Below are 15,425 nucleotides of genomic sequence, written 5' to 3'. Positions count from 1 at the left end.
CAAATCCGTAAAGTGCTTAAAACTTGAAGCAAAAACCTTGTTGGGCGATCACACCTGATTGATCGGATTTTCGCCCCTTAACATGGCCGAGATTTTGCCTACATAATGGGGCCATCTTGCCTTTCTGATTTGGGACAAAAGAGCCGTGCTAATGTCTGCCCCTCTTACTGGTCTGGAACTGCTGGCAAACGGCAGTGTTGGTTTGCGGCTGGAAACGCCGCAAGCGATCTCGGCCGGGCCGGGAAAAGACGGAAACGATGATGACCATGGCGGTGATGGCCAAACCGGGGTCGCCACCAAGACCAGAACCAAAACCAAGAAGCCGAGCCTTTATCGGGTTTTGCTGCTCAATGATGATTACACTCCAATGGAATTCGTCATTCTGATCTTGGAAGAGGTCTTCAACAAATCCCGGGAGGATGCGACGCGCATCATGATGAGCGTCCATAATCAAGGTGTGGGGGAGTGCGGGGTTTATCCTTACGAGGTGGCTGAGACCAAAGTCACCAACGTCATGGATGCCGCTCGCCGAAACCAACATCCGCTGCAATGCGTGATGGAAAAGCAATAGGATAGGACCAACATGCCTTCATTCTCTCGCGGTCTCGAAAAGGCGTTGCATCAGGCCATGAATTTGGCTCGGGAGCGCAGTCATGAATTTGCGACCCTGGAACATCTGCTGCTGGCGCTGACCGAAGATCGCGATACGATTTCGGTTCTGACCGGCTGCGATGTCGATATCGAGTCTCTCAGGGCTGATCTCGAAGAGTTCATCGACGAGGAACTCGATAGTCTCGTTGTGCCCAACGGTCAGGATGCACGTCCGACGGCGGCATTTCAGCGCGTCATTCAGCGCGCGGTTATTCATGTTCAATCGTCTGGCCGTGAAGAAGTGACCGGTGCCAATGTGCTGGTTGCGATTTTCGCCGAGCGCGAGAGCCACGCTGCTTATTTCCTTGAGCAGCAGGACATGACCCGGCTCGACGCCGTCAATTTCATTTCCCACGGCATCGCAAAATCGGGTCGTAACGCCGATCGCCCCGTGCGTGGCGCCGAAGAAGGCGGGCCAGGGTTCGAGGGTGAACAGGAACGTGGCGGAAGCAGTCCGCAGCAAAGCTCGGCGCTTGCCGATTTCTGTGTCAACCTCAATGAAAAGGCCCGCGCCGGCAAGATCGACCCGCTTATCGGCCGGGGCATTGAACTCGAACGCACAATACAGGTGCTGTGCCGACGGTCGAAGAACAATCCGCTCTACGTGGGCGATCCCGGTGTTGGCAAGACAGCCATTGCCGAGGGACTTGCGCGTCGCATTGTCGAGGGTGACGTTCCAGAAGTGCTGGAAACTGCTGTGATCTACGCCTTGGACATGGGAGCGCTCCTGGCCGGTACGCGCTATCGGGGCGATTTCGAAGAGCGCCTCAAGGCAATTATGAAAGAGCTCGAAAAGAAGGATAATGTCGTTCTTTTCATTGACGAGATCCACACTGTGATCGGCGCAGGGGCAACTTCGGGCGGGGCGCTAGACGCCTCCAATCTGCTCAAGCCCGCTTTGGCTTCGGGCGCAATCCGTTGCATCGGCTCGACTACCTACAAGGAGTATCGCCAGTTCTTCGAAAAGGATCGCGCCCTTGTGCGTCGCTTCCAGAAGATAGATGTAAACGAGCCCACGATTCCCGATGCCATCGAGATCATGAAGGGGCTGCGCCCGTATTTTGAGGACTACCACAAGCTCAAATACACAGATGATGCCATCAAGGCTGCTGTTGAGCTTTCGGCGCGCTATATCAACGACCGCAAATTGCCCGACAAGGCAATCGATGTTGTCGATGAGACCGGTGCTCGTCAGAAGCTGGTTGCCGAGGACAAGCGCAAGAAGACGATTGGCGTCGAGGATATAGAGGCGACGGTCGCCACCATTGCCCGCATCCCACCAAAATCGGTTTCCAAGTCCGATACTGAGTTGCTGGGTAATCTCGAAGCCAACCTCAAGCGCGTCGTCTTTGGCCAGGACAAGGCAATCGATGCCCTGTCGTCGGCCATCAAACTTGCCCGTGCCGGGCTGCGTGAGCCTGAAAAGCCCATCGGGTCCTACATGTTCACCGGTCCGACCGGTGTCGGTAAGACCGAAGTGGCCAAACAGCTTGCCGACACGCTCGGGGTCGAGCTTTTGCGCTTTGACATGTCCGAATATATGGAGCGTCACACAGTTTCGCGATTGATCGGCGCGCCTCCGGGCTATGTCGGCTTCGATCAGGGCGGGTTGATGACCGATGGCGTGGATCAGCACCCTCATTGCGTCCTGCTGCTCGATGAAATCGAAAAGGCTCATCCGGATCTGTTCAATATTCTCCTGCAGGTCATGGACCACGGCAAACTGACCGATCACTCGGGAAAGCAGGTCGATTTCCGCAACGTTATCCTTATCATGACCTCTAACGTCGGCGCCTCCGAGCTGGCAAAGTCTCCGATCGGCTTTGGACGCGTACGTCAGGAGGGGGACGACGAGGAAGCCATCAACCGCATGTTCACGCCGGAATTCCGAAATCGGCTCGATGCGATCATATCCTTTGCACCGCTCCCCCCCTCGACGGTCAATCGTGTCGTGGAGAAGTTTATTCTCCAGCTCGAGGGTCAGCTCGCCGAACGCGGCATAACCATTGAATTGACGCCAGAGGCGTCCGATTGGCTGGCTGTCCGCGGCTATGATGAAAAGATGGGTGCGCGTCCGTTGGGGCGGGTCATTCAGGAATATGTCAAGAAGCCGCTTGCTGAGGAAGTGCTGTTCGGTCTCTTGCAGAAGGGGGGATCGGTCAAGGTTACTGTGGTCGGTGAGGGCAGCGAAGCGCGGCTTGAGCTGGTCTCCGTACCGCCGCGCCCGGCACGCCCAAAAGCAATCACTGGTCCGAAAGGCGGAAAGAAGCCCGTCCGGAAGTCCAAGCCTAAGGATGCCGAGCAGAACACCTGATCGGTTACAGGAATGGAAAAAGGCCGGTCTTGCGACCGGCCTTTTTTAATTGGGTTATGCCTTATCGTTTCGGACTTATCCCCGTTAAGCCCGGAGTTATCCAAAAGCGCTCACAGGGCGGCTCGGATCTTTTCAGCTTGGGCCGCCAACTCGTCCTGATCGGCAGTTTCGCCCGTGTGGGGCCGCAAGGGCACCCCTTCATACATGGGGATGATATGGAAATGGAGATGGAACACCGTCTGGCCGGCCGGCGCTTCGTTGAACTGGGCGATCCGTAGTCCGTCGGCATCCATGGCACTCATTACAGCTTTTGCAATCCGCTGCGTTTTCTGGATCAGGTTGGCTAGCACCTGCGGTTCTGCGTCAAACAGATTGCGTGACCCGGTTTTGGGAATGACGAGTGTATGGCCGCGCGATTGCGGCATCACGTCCATGAAGGCGAACGTGTCGTCGTCCTCGTAAACCTTATGGCTCGGAATCTCGTCCTTGAGGATCTTGCCGAATATGTTGTCCGGATCGTAAGCATTCATGACACGCTCCCTTGCTGCAGGTTCTGAGCTATAGCGGAATGGTACTGGGGGACAACCCGCTAGCCTTTTCGGAATGGGGTGTAGTCGGCGAGTTCCTGGTTTTGAAGATCGACATATTTGCGTTCATCCTCAAGGTATTCAGACACGGCACGCCGCAGCCCAGGATGCACTATGTGGTGGATCGAGCGTGTCACGGCCGGCGCATAACCGCGCGCCAGCTTGTGTTGCCCCTGCGCGCCGGCTTCAACACGCTTAAGCCTGTGCGCAATGGCAAAATCTATAGCCTGATAATAGCATAGCTCAAAATGGAGAAACGGCACGTCGCGAACGGCACCCCAGTTTCGGCCGTAAAGCGTATCATCTCCCACAAAATTGAGCGCTCCGGCGATGTACTCGTCACCATCGCGCGCCAGCATCAGAACGACGCTGTCTGCCATGGTTTCGGTGACGCGAGAAAAGAACTCGCGATTGAGATAGGGGCGGCCCCATTTGCGGGCGCCGGTGTCCATATAGAACTTGTAAAACGCGTCCCAGCGCGCCTCTGTGAGATCGCTTCCCGTAAACCATTCGCAGACGATTCCGTCTATCAACGCGTCGCGGCGTTCGCGGCGAATGGCCTTGCGCTTGCGCGATTGCAGGGTTTCGAGGAAATCGTCGAACGTCTCAAAACCGTCATTGGTCCAATGAAACTGCGTGTCGTGACGCACGAGCCAATTGGTGCTTGCTGCAATTGCCTCTTCGTCGCCCGTGACAAAGGTCGCATGGACCGATGAAGCGCCCAGACGTTCGGCCAATGCTTCTGAGGCTTGCAGTAATAAAGTCTGGGTGTCGGCGCTGCCATCGCGTGTCAGCAATTTTGGGGCGCTGGCCGGTGTAAACGGAACAGACGACTGAAGCTTGGGGTAGTAGTTGCCTCCTGCACGCTCGATGGCGTCGGCCCAAGCTTGGTCAAAGACATATTCGCCCATTGAATGCGATTTGAGGAACATGGGCATCAGCCCGATGGGTTCGTCCTCGCGCGAAATCAGAAGATGCTGCGGCTGCCAACCCGTTGCGCCAGTGGCGCACCCGGACTCTTCAAGCGCCAGAAAAAAAGCGTGATTTAGGAATGGGTTGCCTGGCTTTTTTCCACCACGAGATGCAAGCGCATTCCACGTGTCCGAAGGGATGGAAGCGGTCGTCGGATGAACCGAAATCGTCAGTTCGGGCTTATCATTCACGCGTCGGGATCGAATCCTTCAAACACTATTTGGTCAGCGTTGTGCCGAGCGATCTTGGCCTGATCCGCCGTTCTGACGGTCCAACTCATAACCTTGAATCCCAAGGCGCGGAACAGGCGTATGGCCGGAAGGCCCAGGGCCGTTTGTTCGCACGATATGAATGTGAAGCGGGTCCATGGGTAGTGCAAGAGGTGGCGCAACACAAATCGCGTTTGCGCCGGCATGTCGCCATACCATTCTGGCTTGTCGTACCCATAGGTGATGATGCCGATTTCGCCCGAAAATCCTTGCCGCCGCACTGCGACGATCATTCGTGGATCAAAGGTCTTTAGAACAAAGGGGCCCTGATAGGTCGCCAAAGTTTGAACGACACGTTTTGCGAGTTCGGACGTGTCTTTGGCATTTGCTTGCTTTTTGATCTCAATGACCAAAGGCGTGCGCCCGTCGATTTGGTCGAGGAAGGCTGCAAATGTCTGAGGGCAATCGCTGGTCGCACTTTCGAGTAGCGGGAGTGCGGTGAGCTCATTGGCCGAAAGGGCGCGAACAAGCTTGTTACCGCCAACGAGACGAGAGATGTCATCGTCGTGAAAGACCACGGCCTCACCGTCGGCAGTCAGTTGGAGATCGCATTCAATTCCAAAACGGCGCTCTATTGCGGCGGTAAAGGCGGAAGGCGAGTTTTCGATAATCCCCCGTTGCCTGTCATGCAATCCGCGATGGGCGACAGGACGGGCGAACGGGGGATACTGTGTCATTTATTCAATCTCGATAATTGCGTCGATTTCGACTGCAGCGCCAAGGGGAAGGGAGGCCACGCCAAACGCGGCGCGGGCGTGCTTACCCGTGTCGTCCAACAGTTTTATGAACAGATCGGAAGCGCCGTTTGCCACGATATGCTGTTCGTTGAAATCGGGCGTCGATGCGACAAGAACTGTCAGCTTCTGAATTGCCTTTATCCGGGAGAGTGGCACGACGGTATTGACGTGCGCCAGGATGTTGATGGCACAAAGCTCAGCGGCCCTCTGACCAGTTTGCACGTCGACATCCTTACCGAGACAACCCTTCACGATGCCATCGGCGCCTTGGGAAATCTGGCCCGAGACGAAAAGCAATTTGCCCGATTGGCGTACAGGGACATAGCTGGCCGCAGGCGAAGCTGGTGTGGGCAAGGTGTAGCCCAGATCATTGAGTTTCTGTTCGATCGTCATCGTCGGTCTCCGGTTTTATGTCTCTGGTGTTCGATTGGCGGTAGAGCTTGCCGCGTACCAGGGCCTCACGGCCATATTTGTCACGTACCTTGTCCATGGCCCGTTCCGCCGCAGCCTTGCGAGCGATATCGGGTTCGATCAGGTCAACCGGATCGATGCCAGTGGCCGCCTCCAGACCGGTAACACCGATCCCCAAAAGGCGAAAGGCTGTGCCGTCTACTTCTCGGGCTAATAGCCTCATGCCGGTTTCATAGAGCGTTGTGGCCAGTTGTGTCGGCAGCATGATGTGCTGGGCGCGCGTGCGGGATTTGAACCCCGCCGTTTTGAGCTTGATGGTTACAGTGCCGCCCACAAGGTGCTGCTTTTTCAGGCGTTCGGACAGGCGCTCGCACAGGCTCAACAATGCAGTCGAGAGCGAGTCGAAGTCGGACAGGTCCTTGAAAAATGTCGTTTCGGTACTTACCGACTTGGTCTCGCGATCAATCGAGACCCGTCTGTAATCTTCGCCTCGCGCCAGCTTTGCAAGTCTCGCGCCCATCTCGCCATAGCGCCGCATTAAGTCTTCGGGCGAACGTTGTTGTAGTTGCCCGATGGTAATCAGCCCGTCTTTGCGCAGCGTTTCGGCCATCACTTTGCCTACCCCGAATATGACCGTGATGGGCTTTTCTGCCAGAAGAGAGACGGTTTCCGCTTTCCCGATGATGGCAAAGCCCCGCGGCTTGTCGAGTTCCGAAGCGATCTTGGCGAGGAATTTGTTGTGACTGAGGCCGACTGAAATCGTTACACCGATCTCGACTTCGATTCTTTTCGCCAGCCGCGCCAACGATACGGCCGGAGCAGCTTGATGAACTTTCTCGGTGCCGGAAAGATCGAGGAACGCCTCATCGATTGAAAGTGGTTGAACGAGCGGTGTCAGTGAATCCATCAGCGTGCGGATTTGTCGGCTGACTGCGACATATTTTGCCATGTCGGGCTTAATGACGACAGCCTGTGGGCATAGCCGGTTTGCCTGAAACATCGGCATTGCCGATCTGACTCCGCTCATGCGAGCGATGTAACAACATGTCGACACCACACCCCGCTGCCCGCCACCAACAATCAGGGGCTTGTCGAGCAGTGACGGATCGTCGCGCTTTTCCACGGAAGCGTAAAACGCATCGCAGTCGATGTGGGCGATCGAGAGGGAAAACAGTTCTGGGTGATGCAGGATGCGTGGCGATCCGCATTTGTAGCACCGGGCAGGGGCTTTCGCGCTGTTTCCCGTTGCAAAGCAATCGCGGCACAGATGTCCGCCCGCAATCATCTGATCAACTCTGCGGGTTCAGGCTGTGCCACAGGCCCATGACACGGTTTACGTCCAGGCCGGCATTGGCGCACATAGCAAGCAATTGAGCCTCGTGCCGTCCGAAATAATCGATGAGCCCCTCAGCCAGTTCCTGCGTACCGACCGAATCTCGCAGGCGCTGAGGCGAAAACCCGGCGAGGGCCATGAAGCGCTCAAGCTCGTTAACGTCGGCGGCAAGCCAGTTGAGGCAAGCCTCGCCAACGTAAAGAAGTTCTTCGGTGTTGATCCTATCGCGCAAGCGTCAGACTCAGCTTATTTCTTGTTTCGTAACACATTGCTGTTAGCGCAAAGCAATGACAACTCAAAGCATCCGATTGCTGGTGCCGAGCGAGGTGAAATGGCCAAGACTGTCATGATCGTGGAAGACAACGAGCTCAATATGAAGCTCTTTCACGACCTGCTCGAATCCCGCGGATACGACACCATTCAGACCCGAAACGGTCTGGAAGCACTCGATCTCGCCCGCGAACACCGGCCCGATCTCATCTTGATGGATATTCAGCTTCCGGAAGTATCGGGCCTTGTGGTCACCAAATGGCTCAAGGAAGACGACGATCTCGCCCATATTCCAGTAATCGCTGTCACGGCGTTTGCCATGAAGGGCGATGAAGAGCGTATACTGTCCGGTGGCTGCGAAGGTTATATCTCCAAGCCCATCTCCGTGCCTCACTTTTTGGAAACGATTGAAGGCTATATTGGCAAGGCATAACCGCTAAAACCATTCTTCATTCAGGGGCGAAGGGACGCGCGCCGTGACTGCACGAGTGCTCATCGTTGATGACATCCCCACAAATGTGAAACTGCTCGAGGCGCGTTTGCTCGCCGAGTATTTCGATGTGGTGACAGCCTCTTCAGGCGCGCAGGCCATCGAAATCTGCCGCAAACAGGATATCGATATTGTCCTTCTCGACGTAATGATGCCCGAGATGGATGGATTTACGTGCTGCCAGATTCTTAAGCGCGACGTCGCGACATCTCATATTCCAATCGTAATGATTACCGCTCTCGATCAACCCTCTGATCGGGTCCGTGGTCTGGAATCTGGCGCCGACGACTTTCTCACCAAGCCTGTCGATGACATCCAATTGCTTGCTCGGGTCAAGAGCCTCGTAAGGCTCAAGGGACTCAGCGACGAACTTAGAGCACGTGCGCGAACCAGCCATGAACTGGCGCTTGAAGATACGGCGCGGACCGAGTTCGGGATTGCAGTGGATGGCGGGCGTGTTCTGGTCATCGATACCGAGCGGGGGCGGGCCGAGCGCATCGAAGCGTATCTGCGTGATACTCACAAGGTCACGACTCTCTTGAACCCTGCCGATGCCGTCTTCCAGATGTCAGGTGGAGAATTCGAGCTTGCAGTTGTCTCAATGGCTCTTGATGGATTCGACCCGCTACGCATCTGTTCCCAGATACGCACTGTAGATCAGACGCGTTCGATCCCCATCATTCTGGTTGCTGACGAAATGGATCGTCCCAAAGTGGTCAAGGCACTTGATCTGGGCGTCAATGATTTCATCATGCGGCCGATTGAGCGCCATGAGCTCTCGGCGCGGGTGAAAACCCAGATCCGGCGTCAACGCTATACTGTAGAATTGCGCGAGAGCCTGAATTCGACAATGGCCATGGCGGTCATTGATGAGCTGACTGGCCTCTATAACCGGCGCTATTTTGAACGGCACCTTGCGATGGTGCTCAACAAAGCGCAGGAGCAGGATCGCGATATGGCGCTAATGCTGCTTGATATCGACTACTTCAAGCCAGTCAACGACACGTATGGTCATGATGTCGGCGATGCCGTGCTCAAGGAGTTTGCCACGAGGTTGCAGCGCAACATTAGGGGCGTCGACCTAGCTTGCAGGTTTGGTGGTGAAGAGTTTGTGGTTGTGATGCCCGATACCGACATGCGAGCCGCCCAGGGGGTCGCTGAACGGGTGCGCAGCGCGATTGCCGATGAAGGATTTCAGTTCGGCGCCGATCGGCCGCTCAACGTTACGGTCAGTGCCGGCCTGGCACTTAACGACCGGGAAAATGATACACCAGAATCGGTAATCAAGAGGGCCGATGTAGCGCTCTATATGGCCAAGCGAAGCGGTCGCAATCGGGTTGTTCACGACGCAGCCTGATCTCGCAGGTCGGTAAGGTTAACCTTTCATTATTAATTTTGAAACCGGCACCGGACCGCATTGGAATGCTTGGCGTTCGCCCAGCCCCAGAGTAGGTTGTCAGCACTGAGACGGGCGTGTTTACGCGATCCAGTCCAGTACAAAACCCTACGGTTTTCAGGTCCGCCGCAACTCCTGATCCGTAGGGCGGCTGGCCCGGTATCGGACAAGAGTGGCCTCTTCGACAAACCGGAACCGGGTCAGCCATATTTCACCAGGACATCTCAGATTATGAACAACAAAAAACCCCGCTCTATGGCGGGGTTTTTGAATTTTCGGCAGATGCTTTCGACCAATTTATTTGATCTTGGCTTCCTTGAATTCGACGTGCTTGCGAACAACTGGATCGTACTTGCGGAACGAGAGCTTTTCGGTCGCTGTACGGGTGTTCTTCTTGGCAACGTAATAAAAGCCAGTGTCGGCGGTCGAAACCAGCTTGATCTTGATCGTGTTGGACTTTGCCATCGCGGTAGCCTTTGAAACAAACAGGCCGCGCGGCGGTTTTGCGCACGGCTCGGAAAATCAGTTGGGCGCAAACTATGCATTTCGCGCCAAAAGTCAAGCGGATCAGCTTCGCTCGTCGTCCTCAAATTCATCATATGCGCTGACCGGATCAAATCCGTGCATATAGCGTGCCCATTGAAGCCCGACGATGGCACCTTTGGTGATCGGAAGAAGGGCAAGCGTGGAAATGATGATGAGTGGAATCATCACCCACAGATAGGTCAGGGCCGGGAGCGGGGTTGAGCTCATTTCCATGTGTAGGACCGCGCCCACAGCAAGATGCCCCACGATTGTAATCACGATATAGGGAGGGGCATCATCGGCGCGATGATGGAAAAGTTCGGTGCCGCAAAAGTCGCACTGATCTGCCACCTTGAGGTAACTGGAGAACAGCTTGCCTTGCCCACAATTAGGACAGCGGCATTTCAGGCCGTTGAGCATGGCCGGCCATGTGGGGCGGGCCGGGCGCAAAGTCAGATCCGTATATGGCATCGTCTATCTCCTCGCGCGGTGTCCTCGCGGCGTCGGCTTGCCCTTGCGGTCCCTGCGGCCGCGGGTGGGGCCGGGCGGTTTGACCCGCTCCCCTTCAGATAGAACTTCAAACCGTAAGGCACCAGCCATCGGCGCTGCTTCAAGCAGTCGCACCTCGATGCGATCGCCGATTCGGAACCGCTCGCCAGTCCGCTCTCCGATTAACGCCTGCTGATCTTCGAAATGGCGGAAATAGTCCTGCCCCAGCGATGACACCGGCACAAATCCGTCGGCACCGGTTTCGTCAAGGCGTACAAAAAGCCCTGCGCCGACAAGGCCCGCAATCTTGCCGGTAAACCGCGCGCCGATATGTGCAGCCAGATACTGCGCCAGCAAGCGGTCAGACGTCTCGCGCTCGGCCACCATCGCGCGACGCTCGGTAGCCGATATATGCTCGCCGATGGAGCCGAGGCGTTGTTCTTCGGCTACCGTCAACCCGTCTTCGCCGAGTTCGAGCGCCCGGATCAACGCGCGATGGACGATCAAGTCGGCGTAACGTCGGATCGGCGAGGTGAAGTGTGCATAGCGATCAAGGTTGAGCCCATAATGGCCGTAATTGCCAGGCGCATATTCTGCCTGCGCCTGGCTGCGCAGTACCATTTCGTTGACCTGCTGGCTTTTTCCGGCCTTTTCGGCCCGAAAAAGGATCTGATTGAAATCTTTGGGGCGCAGCGACTCGCTGCGCGGCACGGGCAGGTCAAGAGATTTGAGAAACTCGCCCAGCATCACCACTTTCTCGCGGCTCGGGGCATCGTGGACACGATAGAGAAGACCTAGCTTGTGCTTTTCCAAAGTCTGGGCCGCGCACACGTTCGACAGAATCATCATTTCTTCGATGAGCTTGTGTGCTTCAAGGCGTTCGGGAACGTAAACGCCGTCAACCATACCGTTGGCGTCGAGCCGTATGCGGCGTTCGGGTAGGTCGAGCGCCAGAGGGTTGCGTCGATCGCGTGCCATCGAAAGCGCTTCGTAGGCGGCCCAGAGGGGCTTCAGGATCGGTTCGAGTAACGGGCCGGTCACCTCATCGGGTCGGCCATCGATTGCGGCCTGTGCTTGTTGGTAGCTCAATTTGGCTGCCGATCGCATCATTACGCGATGGAAGGTATGGCTCTTCTTGTTGCCGTCGGCATCGATCACAATGCGAAGGGCCATTGAAGCCCGGTTTACGCCTTCACGCAGCGAACACAGATCGTTTGAGATGCGTTCGGGCAGCATTGGGACGACGCGGTCGGGAAAATAGACCGAGTTGCCCCGCAGGAACGCTTCGCGGTCCATCGCCGAGCCCGATTTCACGTAATAGGATACATCGGCAATCCCGACGCGGATGATGAATCCGCCTTCATTGTCGGGATCGGTATCGTATTCCGCGTGGACAGCGTCGTCATGGTCCTTGGCGTCAGCCGGATCGATGGTGACCAAGGGAATGTCGCGCCAATCCTCGCGACCTTGCAGTGTCGCGTCCTGAGCCTGTTCAGCATCCTTGAGAACGGATGAGGGAAACCTGTAGGGAATGTCCAGCGCGTGCAACGCAATCAGGCTGACCGCGCCTTCGGACTCTGGGTTGCCGATAACACTGACAACCTTGGCGCGCGGTATCATCATTCGGCCGGAAACACTCACCTCGACCTCGACAAGATCACCGTCTTTTGCGTCGCCAAGATCCCCTGCAGAGATTCGCATTTCGCGAGCCTTGCGCTCAATGGGGACAAGGCGTGCGCCATCGGTGTCCAGACGCACGATGCCAACATCTGCCTTTCTTGGCTTGTCGAGCACCTTCATGGGCCGCGCAGTATAGGTCGGTACGGCGCCGCCATCGCGCTGAATGCGAGCCAGGATTCTGTCGCCGGGCGCGGGTACGACGCGCGCATCCTTGCTCACCGACACCGACACACGCGGCTTTTCACCTTCGTCATCGTCCCATTTGGATGGGAACGCGTGCATGTTGTCCGGGTCAGCATCGGCAGGAATGTCGAGCACGGTGACGGCCGGAAGCTCACCGACAGGCCGTAGTTCCTTGCGCTTTCGCGCCAGCAGGCCCTCTTTTTCCATGTCGCGCAACAGCACTTTGAGCGGCACGCGGTCGTCGCCCTTGATATTGAAATGGCGCGCGATTTCCCGCTTGGAGTTGATTTCTGGGAAATCGGCGATTGCTTCGAGAATCTGTTCGCGGGTCGGCAATTGACCGGGTGAGAAGCTGGCCGAACGCCGACCCTTACGCGGAGCAGGGGCCGAAGGGGATTGTCCTGTGCGTTTGGCCATTTCTATCCTTTAAGCCTCAGCCTTCTTCTTGGCGGCGGGTTTTTTGGTTGCCGTTGTCTTTTCTGCTGTCTTTTTTGCAGCCGGCTTATTGGTCGCCGTCTTTTTCGCTGCGGCCTTGGGTTTGGCTTTTGCCTTGGGCTTGGCCTTTGAACCGCCTTTGGCGGCAATCAGTTCCAGCGCTCTCTCGAGGGTAACGGCCTCCGGAGCCAGATCCTTGGGCAAAGTCGCGTTGACCTTGCCCTGGTTGACGTAAGGACCGTACCGGCCCGCGCGAACGGTGACCGGGCCATCGTCATGCTCGAAGGTCTGAATGGCGGCCACGGCTGCACCGCGCGCTCCACGCCCGCCACCGGCGCGCTTCTGGGCAATCAAGTCGACGGCGCGGTTAAGTCCCACGGTGAAAACTTCTTCCACATCAGGAAGGTTCGCGTAAGTCTTCTCGTGGAGCACGAAGGGACCGTAGCGGCCGATCCCCGCGGTAATCGGTTTGCCGTCTTCGGGGTGCAGTCCAACTTCGCGAGGCAGTGAAAGCAGCTTCAGTGCCTTTTCGAGATCCATGGTTCCGACATCCCAGCCTTTGGGAATGCTGGCGCGCTTGGCATCCTTGGCGTCTTCACCCAATTGCACATAGGGGCCAAAACGGCCAGTCTTGAGATGGATGTCTGAACCGGTTTCTGGATCGGCGCCCAGCACACCGTCGCCCTGGCCGGCCTCCGATGCCTGTCCCGTTGCGCTCTCGGCCAATTGCTGGGTGTGGCGACACTCAGGGTAGTTCGCGCACCCGATAAAGGCGCCGTACTTGCCTAGCTTGAGCGAAAGCTGGCCGGTGCCACACGTCGGGCAGAGCCGGGGATCTGTGCCATCGGGCCGCTCGGGAAAAATATGGTGTCCCAAGAGGTCGTTGAGCGCGTCGAGGACTTCGGAAACCCGCAAATCCTTGATTTCATCAGCCTGATGGGAGAAGTCCTTCCAGAAGCGGCGCAGCACTTCCTTGTAATCGATCTGCCCTGCAGAAATTTCGTCGAGCTCTTCTTCAAGTCCAGCGGTGAAACCGTACTCGACATACTTGGTGAAAAAGCTCTGCAGAAATGCCGTAACCAACCGGCCGCGATCCTCGGGAACGATGGCGCGTTTGTCGATACGGATGTAATCGCGGTCCTTGAGCGTGCCAAGCGTTGCCGCATAGGTCGAGGGACGGCCTATACCGAGCTCTTCCATCTTCTTGATCAGGCTTGCTTCGGTATAGCGGGCAGGGGGCTGGGTAAAATGCTGGTCGATGTCGACCTTTTCTAAAGCAGGGGTGTCGCCGACATTGAGCGCAGGAAGGTCTTTTCCATCCTCGTCATCGTCTTCGGCTTTTTCAACGCCATAGACGCCCAGAAAGCCAGGAAATGTTACCACCGATCCTGTGGCGCGAAGGGTTATGGCGCGGCCGGCGGCAGCGACATCGATATCGGCTGTCGTGCGCTCTATTTCGGCCGATCGCATCTGGCTGGCAAGGGCGCGGCGCCAGATCAATTGGTAAATCTTGTGCTGGTCGGGGTCGAGATTGCGCAGCGTATCGGGGTGCTTGCCCAAGTCTGTCGGACGGATAGCTTCGTGGGCTTCTTGAGCGTTTTTCGCCTTGGTTTGGTAAAGGCGCGGCTTTTCGGGCACGTACTCGGTGCCGAACTCCTTGCCAATGACCCGGCGCGCAGCTTCAATCGCCTCGGGCGCCATCTGAACGGCGTCGGTACGCATGTAGGTAATCAGCCCGTCCTCATAAAGACGCTGGGCGATCTGCATGGTTCGCGACGGAGACAGGGACAGCCGCGAGGAGGCGTCCTGCTGCAAGGTCGAGGTTGTGAACGGCGCGTAAGGATTTCGCTTGGTTGGCTTCTTGTCGACACTGGCAACCTTGAAGGCGCCTTTTTCGATTGCCGATTTCAGGTCTTCTGCGTCATCGCCGGTCTTTACGGCCAGCTTGTCGGTCTTGACGCCATCGACTGAATACAGCCGCGTTGCAAAGCTTTTTCCAGCCTGATTGAGCGTCGGAATCACGCTCCAGTATTCTTGAGGCTTGAAGCGTTCGATCTCTTCTTCACGCTCGGTAACCAGACGCAGCGCGACAGATTGGACACGCCCCGCCGACCGCGAGCCTGGCAGCTTACGCCAAAGAATAGGCGAAAGGGTAAAGCCCACAAGATAGTCCAGAGCGCGGCGTGCCAGATAGGCATCGACCAGCGGCGCGTCGATGTCGCGCGGCTTCTTCATCGCCTCTGTCACTGCGTCCTTGGTGATCGCGTTGAAAACCACGCGCTTGACTGGCAGATCGGCTTTTATTGCTTTTTTGGCCTTGAGGGCGTCGAGCAGGTGCCAGGAAATGGCCTCTCCTTCGCGATCAGGGTCAGTCGCCAGAATCAGTTCGTCGGCGCCCTTAAGCGCGCGGGTGATGTCGGCAAGGCGCTTTTTGGAGTTCGTATCGATCTCCCAGCTCATCGCAAAATCTTCGTCGGGCCGTACCGAGCCGTCCTTCGCTGGCAGGTCGCGCACATGGCCAAAGCTGGCCAGAACCTCGAAGTCCTTGCCCAGATACTTGTTGATGGTCTTTGCCTTGGCCGGGCTTTCGACGATGACGACTTTCATGCCTGTGACGGCTCCGCAAATAAGAGAGAATTGCCTTGAAGGAGTGGAGATAGGGCGGACGACACCCGCCCACAAG

Annotated in this window: 14 protein-coding genes; 4 read left to right on the top strand and 10 right to left on the bottom strand. The window is 56.8% G+C overall.

Going from position 1 to position 15,425, the window contains the following annotated elements; genetic code table 11:
* The first annotated feature begins 151 nt into the window (after nt 1–151).
* Together clpS and clpA are read left to right on the top strand one after the other, a co-directional pair.
* Complete coding sequence (gene clpS / locus ACN0TA_RS09005; protein ID WP_417581916.1) at nt 152–571, top strand: ATP-dependent Clp protease adapter ClpS; 420 nt, start codon at nt 152–154, stop codon at nt 569–571.
* Between the two features lie 12 nt (nt 572–583).
* Entirely contained in the window at nt 584–2,965 is a 2,382-nt protein-coding gene (clpA, locus tag ACN0TA_RS09000) for an ATP-dependent Clp protease ATP-binding subunit ClpA (protein ID WP_417581914.1), read from the top strand.
* 110 nt (nt 2,966–3,075) lie between these two features.
* On the opposite strand, the gene ACN0TA_RS08995 is transcribed toward clpA, so the two are convergent.
* From ACN0TA_RS08995 to ACN0TA_RS08970, 6 genes are read right to left on the bottom strand one after another with little or no spacing between them, the layout of a single operon-like run.
* Nucleotides 3,076–3,495, bottom strand: a complete 420-nt coding sequence (locus tag ACN0TA_RS08995; RefSeq protein WP_417581912.1) for an HIT family protein — start codon at nt 3,493–3,495, stop codon at nt 3,076–3,078.
* Between the two features lie 59 nt (nt 3,496–3,554).
* Nucleotides 3,555–4,715, bottom strand: a complete 1,161-nt coding sequence (locus tag ACN0TA_RS08990; protein WP_417581910.1) for a GNAT family N-acetyltransferase — start codon at nt 4,713–4,715, stop codon at nt 3,555–3,557.
* Nucleotides 4,712–5,470, bottom strand: coding sequence for a glycerophosphodiester phosphodiesterase family protein (locus tag ACN0TA_RS08985; protein ID WP_417581908.1), 759 nt, complete (start codon nt 5,468–5,470; stop codon nt 4,712–4,714). The genes ACN0TA_RS08990 and ACN0TA_RS08985 overlap by 4 nt, the downstream gene beginning before the upstream one ends.
* Nucleotides 5,471–5,923, bottom strand: coding sequence for a RidA family protein (locus ACN0TA_RS08980; protein WP_417581906.1), 453 nt, complete (start codon nt 5,921–5,923; stop codon nt 5,471–5,473). It lies immediately after the preceding gene.
* On the bottom strand, nt 5,898–7,226 hold the full coding sequence (locus tag ACN0TA_RS08975; RefSeq protein WP_417581904.1) for a DNA polymerase IV: 1,329 nt from the start codon (nt 7,224–7,226) through the stop codon (nt 5,898–5,900). The genes ACN0TA_RS08980 and ACN0TA_RS08975 overlap by 26 nt, the downstream gene beginning before the upstream one ends.
* Before the next feature lie 4 nt (nt 7,227–7,230).
* Nucleotides 7,231–7,506, bottom strand: a complete 276-nt coding sequence (locus tag ACN0TA_RS08970; protein WP_417581902.1) for a DUF3572 family protein — start codon at nt 7,504–7,506, stop codon at nt 7,231–7,233.
* 99 nt (nt 7,507–7,605) lie between these two features.
* Between ACN0TA_RS08970 and ACN0TA_RS08965 the strand changes: the two genes are divergently transcribed.
* Together ACN0TA_RS08965 and ACN0TA_RS08960 are read left to right on the top strand one after the other, a co-directional pair.
* Nucleotides 7,606–7,977 (top strand): response regulator, encoded by a 372-nt coding sequence (locus ACN0TA_RS08965; protein ID WP_417581900.1) that lies wholly within the window; start codon nt 7,606–7,608, stop codon nt 7,975–7,977.
* Nucleotides 7,978–8,020: 43 nt separating this feature from the next.
* Entirely contained in the window at nt 8,021–9,391 is a 1,371-nt protein-coding gene (locus ACN0TA_RS08960) for a PleD family two-component system response regulator (protein ID WP_417581898.1), read from the top strand.
* Between the two features lie 336 nt (nt 9,392–9,727).
* On the opposite strand, the gene rpmG is transcribed toward ACN0TA_RS08960, so the two are convergent.
* The 4 genes from rpmG to topA form a co-directional block, all read right to left on the bottom strand.
* On the bottom strand, nt 9,728–9,895 hold the full coding sequence (rpmG, locus tag ACN0TA_RS08955; protein ID WP_014130775.1) for a 50S ribosomal protein L33: 168 nt from the start codon (nt 9,893–9,895) through the stop codon (nt 9,728–9,730).
* A 102-nt stretch (nt 9,896–9,997) separates the two neighbouring features.
* Nucleotides 9,998–10,426: a DUF983 domain-containing protein gene (locus ACN0TA_RS08950; RefSeq protein ID WP_417581896.1), complete on the bottom strand. Its 429-nt coding sequence runs from the start codon at nt 10,424–10,426 to the stop codon at nt 9,998–10,000.
* Between the two features lie 3 nt (nt 10,427–10,429).
* Nucleotides 10,430–12,724: a ribonuclease R gene (gene rnr, locus ACN0TA_RS08945; protein ID WP_417581894.1), complete on the bottom strand. Its 2,295-nt coding sequence runs from the start codon at nt 12,722–12,724 to the stop codon at nt 10,430–10,432.
* 9 nt (nt 12,725–12,733) lie between these two features.
* Nucleotides 12,734–15,349 (bottom strand): type I DNA topoisomerase, encoded by a 2,616-nt coding sequence (gene topA / locus ACN0TA_RS08940; RefSeq protein WP_417581892.1) that lies wholly within the window; start codon nt 15,347–15,349, stop codon nt 12,734–12,736.
* Nucleotides 15,350–15,425: the final 76 nt, after the last annotated feature.

Origin of the sequence: Pelagibacterium sp. (assembly GCF_048264985.1) — a bacterium.
Taxonomy (GTDB): Bacteria; Pseudomonadota; Alphaproteobacteria; order Rhizobiales; family Devosiaceae; genus Pelagibacterium.
Note: the sequence above shows the minus strand (reverse complement) of the source record. Positions and strands in the feature narration are given on the sequence as shown.

What these genes read in the sequence shown, in the direction of transcription:
- ACN0TA_RS08975 (WP_417581904.1), bottom strand. Translation starts at nt 7,226, where the DNA reads ATGATTGCGGGCGGACATCTGTGCCGCGATTGCTTTGCAACGGGAAAC.
- rpmG (WP_014130775.1), bottom strand. Translation starts at nt 9,895, where the DNA reads ATGGCAAAGTCCAACACGATCAAGATCAAGCTGGTTTCGACCGCCGAC.
- ACN0TA_RS08995 (WP_417581912.1), bottom strand. Translation starts at nt 3,495, where the DNA reads ATGAATGCTTACGATCCGGACAACATATTCGGCAAGATCCTCAAGGAC.
- topA (WP_417581892.1), bottom strand. Translation starts at nt 15,349, where the DNA reads ATGAAAGTCGTCATCGTCGAAAGCCCGGCCAAGGCAAAGACCATCAAC.
- clpS (WP_417581916.1), top strand. Translation starts at nt 152, where the DNA reads ATGTCTGCCCCTCTTACTGGTCTGGAACTGCTGGCAAACGGCAGTGTT.
- ACN0TA_RS08985 (WP_417581908.1), bottom strand. Translation starts at nt 5,470, where the DNA reads ATGACACAGTATCCCCCGTTCGCCCGTCCTGTCGCCCATCGCGGATTG.
- clpA (WP_417581914.1), top strand. Translation starts at nt 584, where the DNA reads ATGCCTTCATTCTCTCGCGGTCTCGAAAAGGCGTTGCATCAGGCCATG.
- ACN0TA_RS08950 (WP_417581896.1), bottom strand. Translation starts at nt 10,426, where the DNA reads ATGCCATATACGGATCTGACTTTGCGCCCGGCCCGCCCCACATGGCCG.
- ACN0TA_RS08965 (WP_417581900.1), top strand. Translation starts at nt 7,606, where the DNA reads ATGGCCAAGACTGTCATGATCGTGGAAGACAACGAGCTCAATATGAAG.
- ACN0TA_RS08980 (WP_417581906.1), bottom strand. Translation starts at nt 5,923, where the DNA reads ATGACGATCGAACAGAAACTCAATGATCTGGGCTACACCTTGCCCACA.
- rnr (WP_417581894.1), bottom strand. Translation starts at nt 12,724, where the DNA reads ATGGCCAAACGCACAGGACAATCCCCTTCGGCCCCTGCTCCGCGTAAG.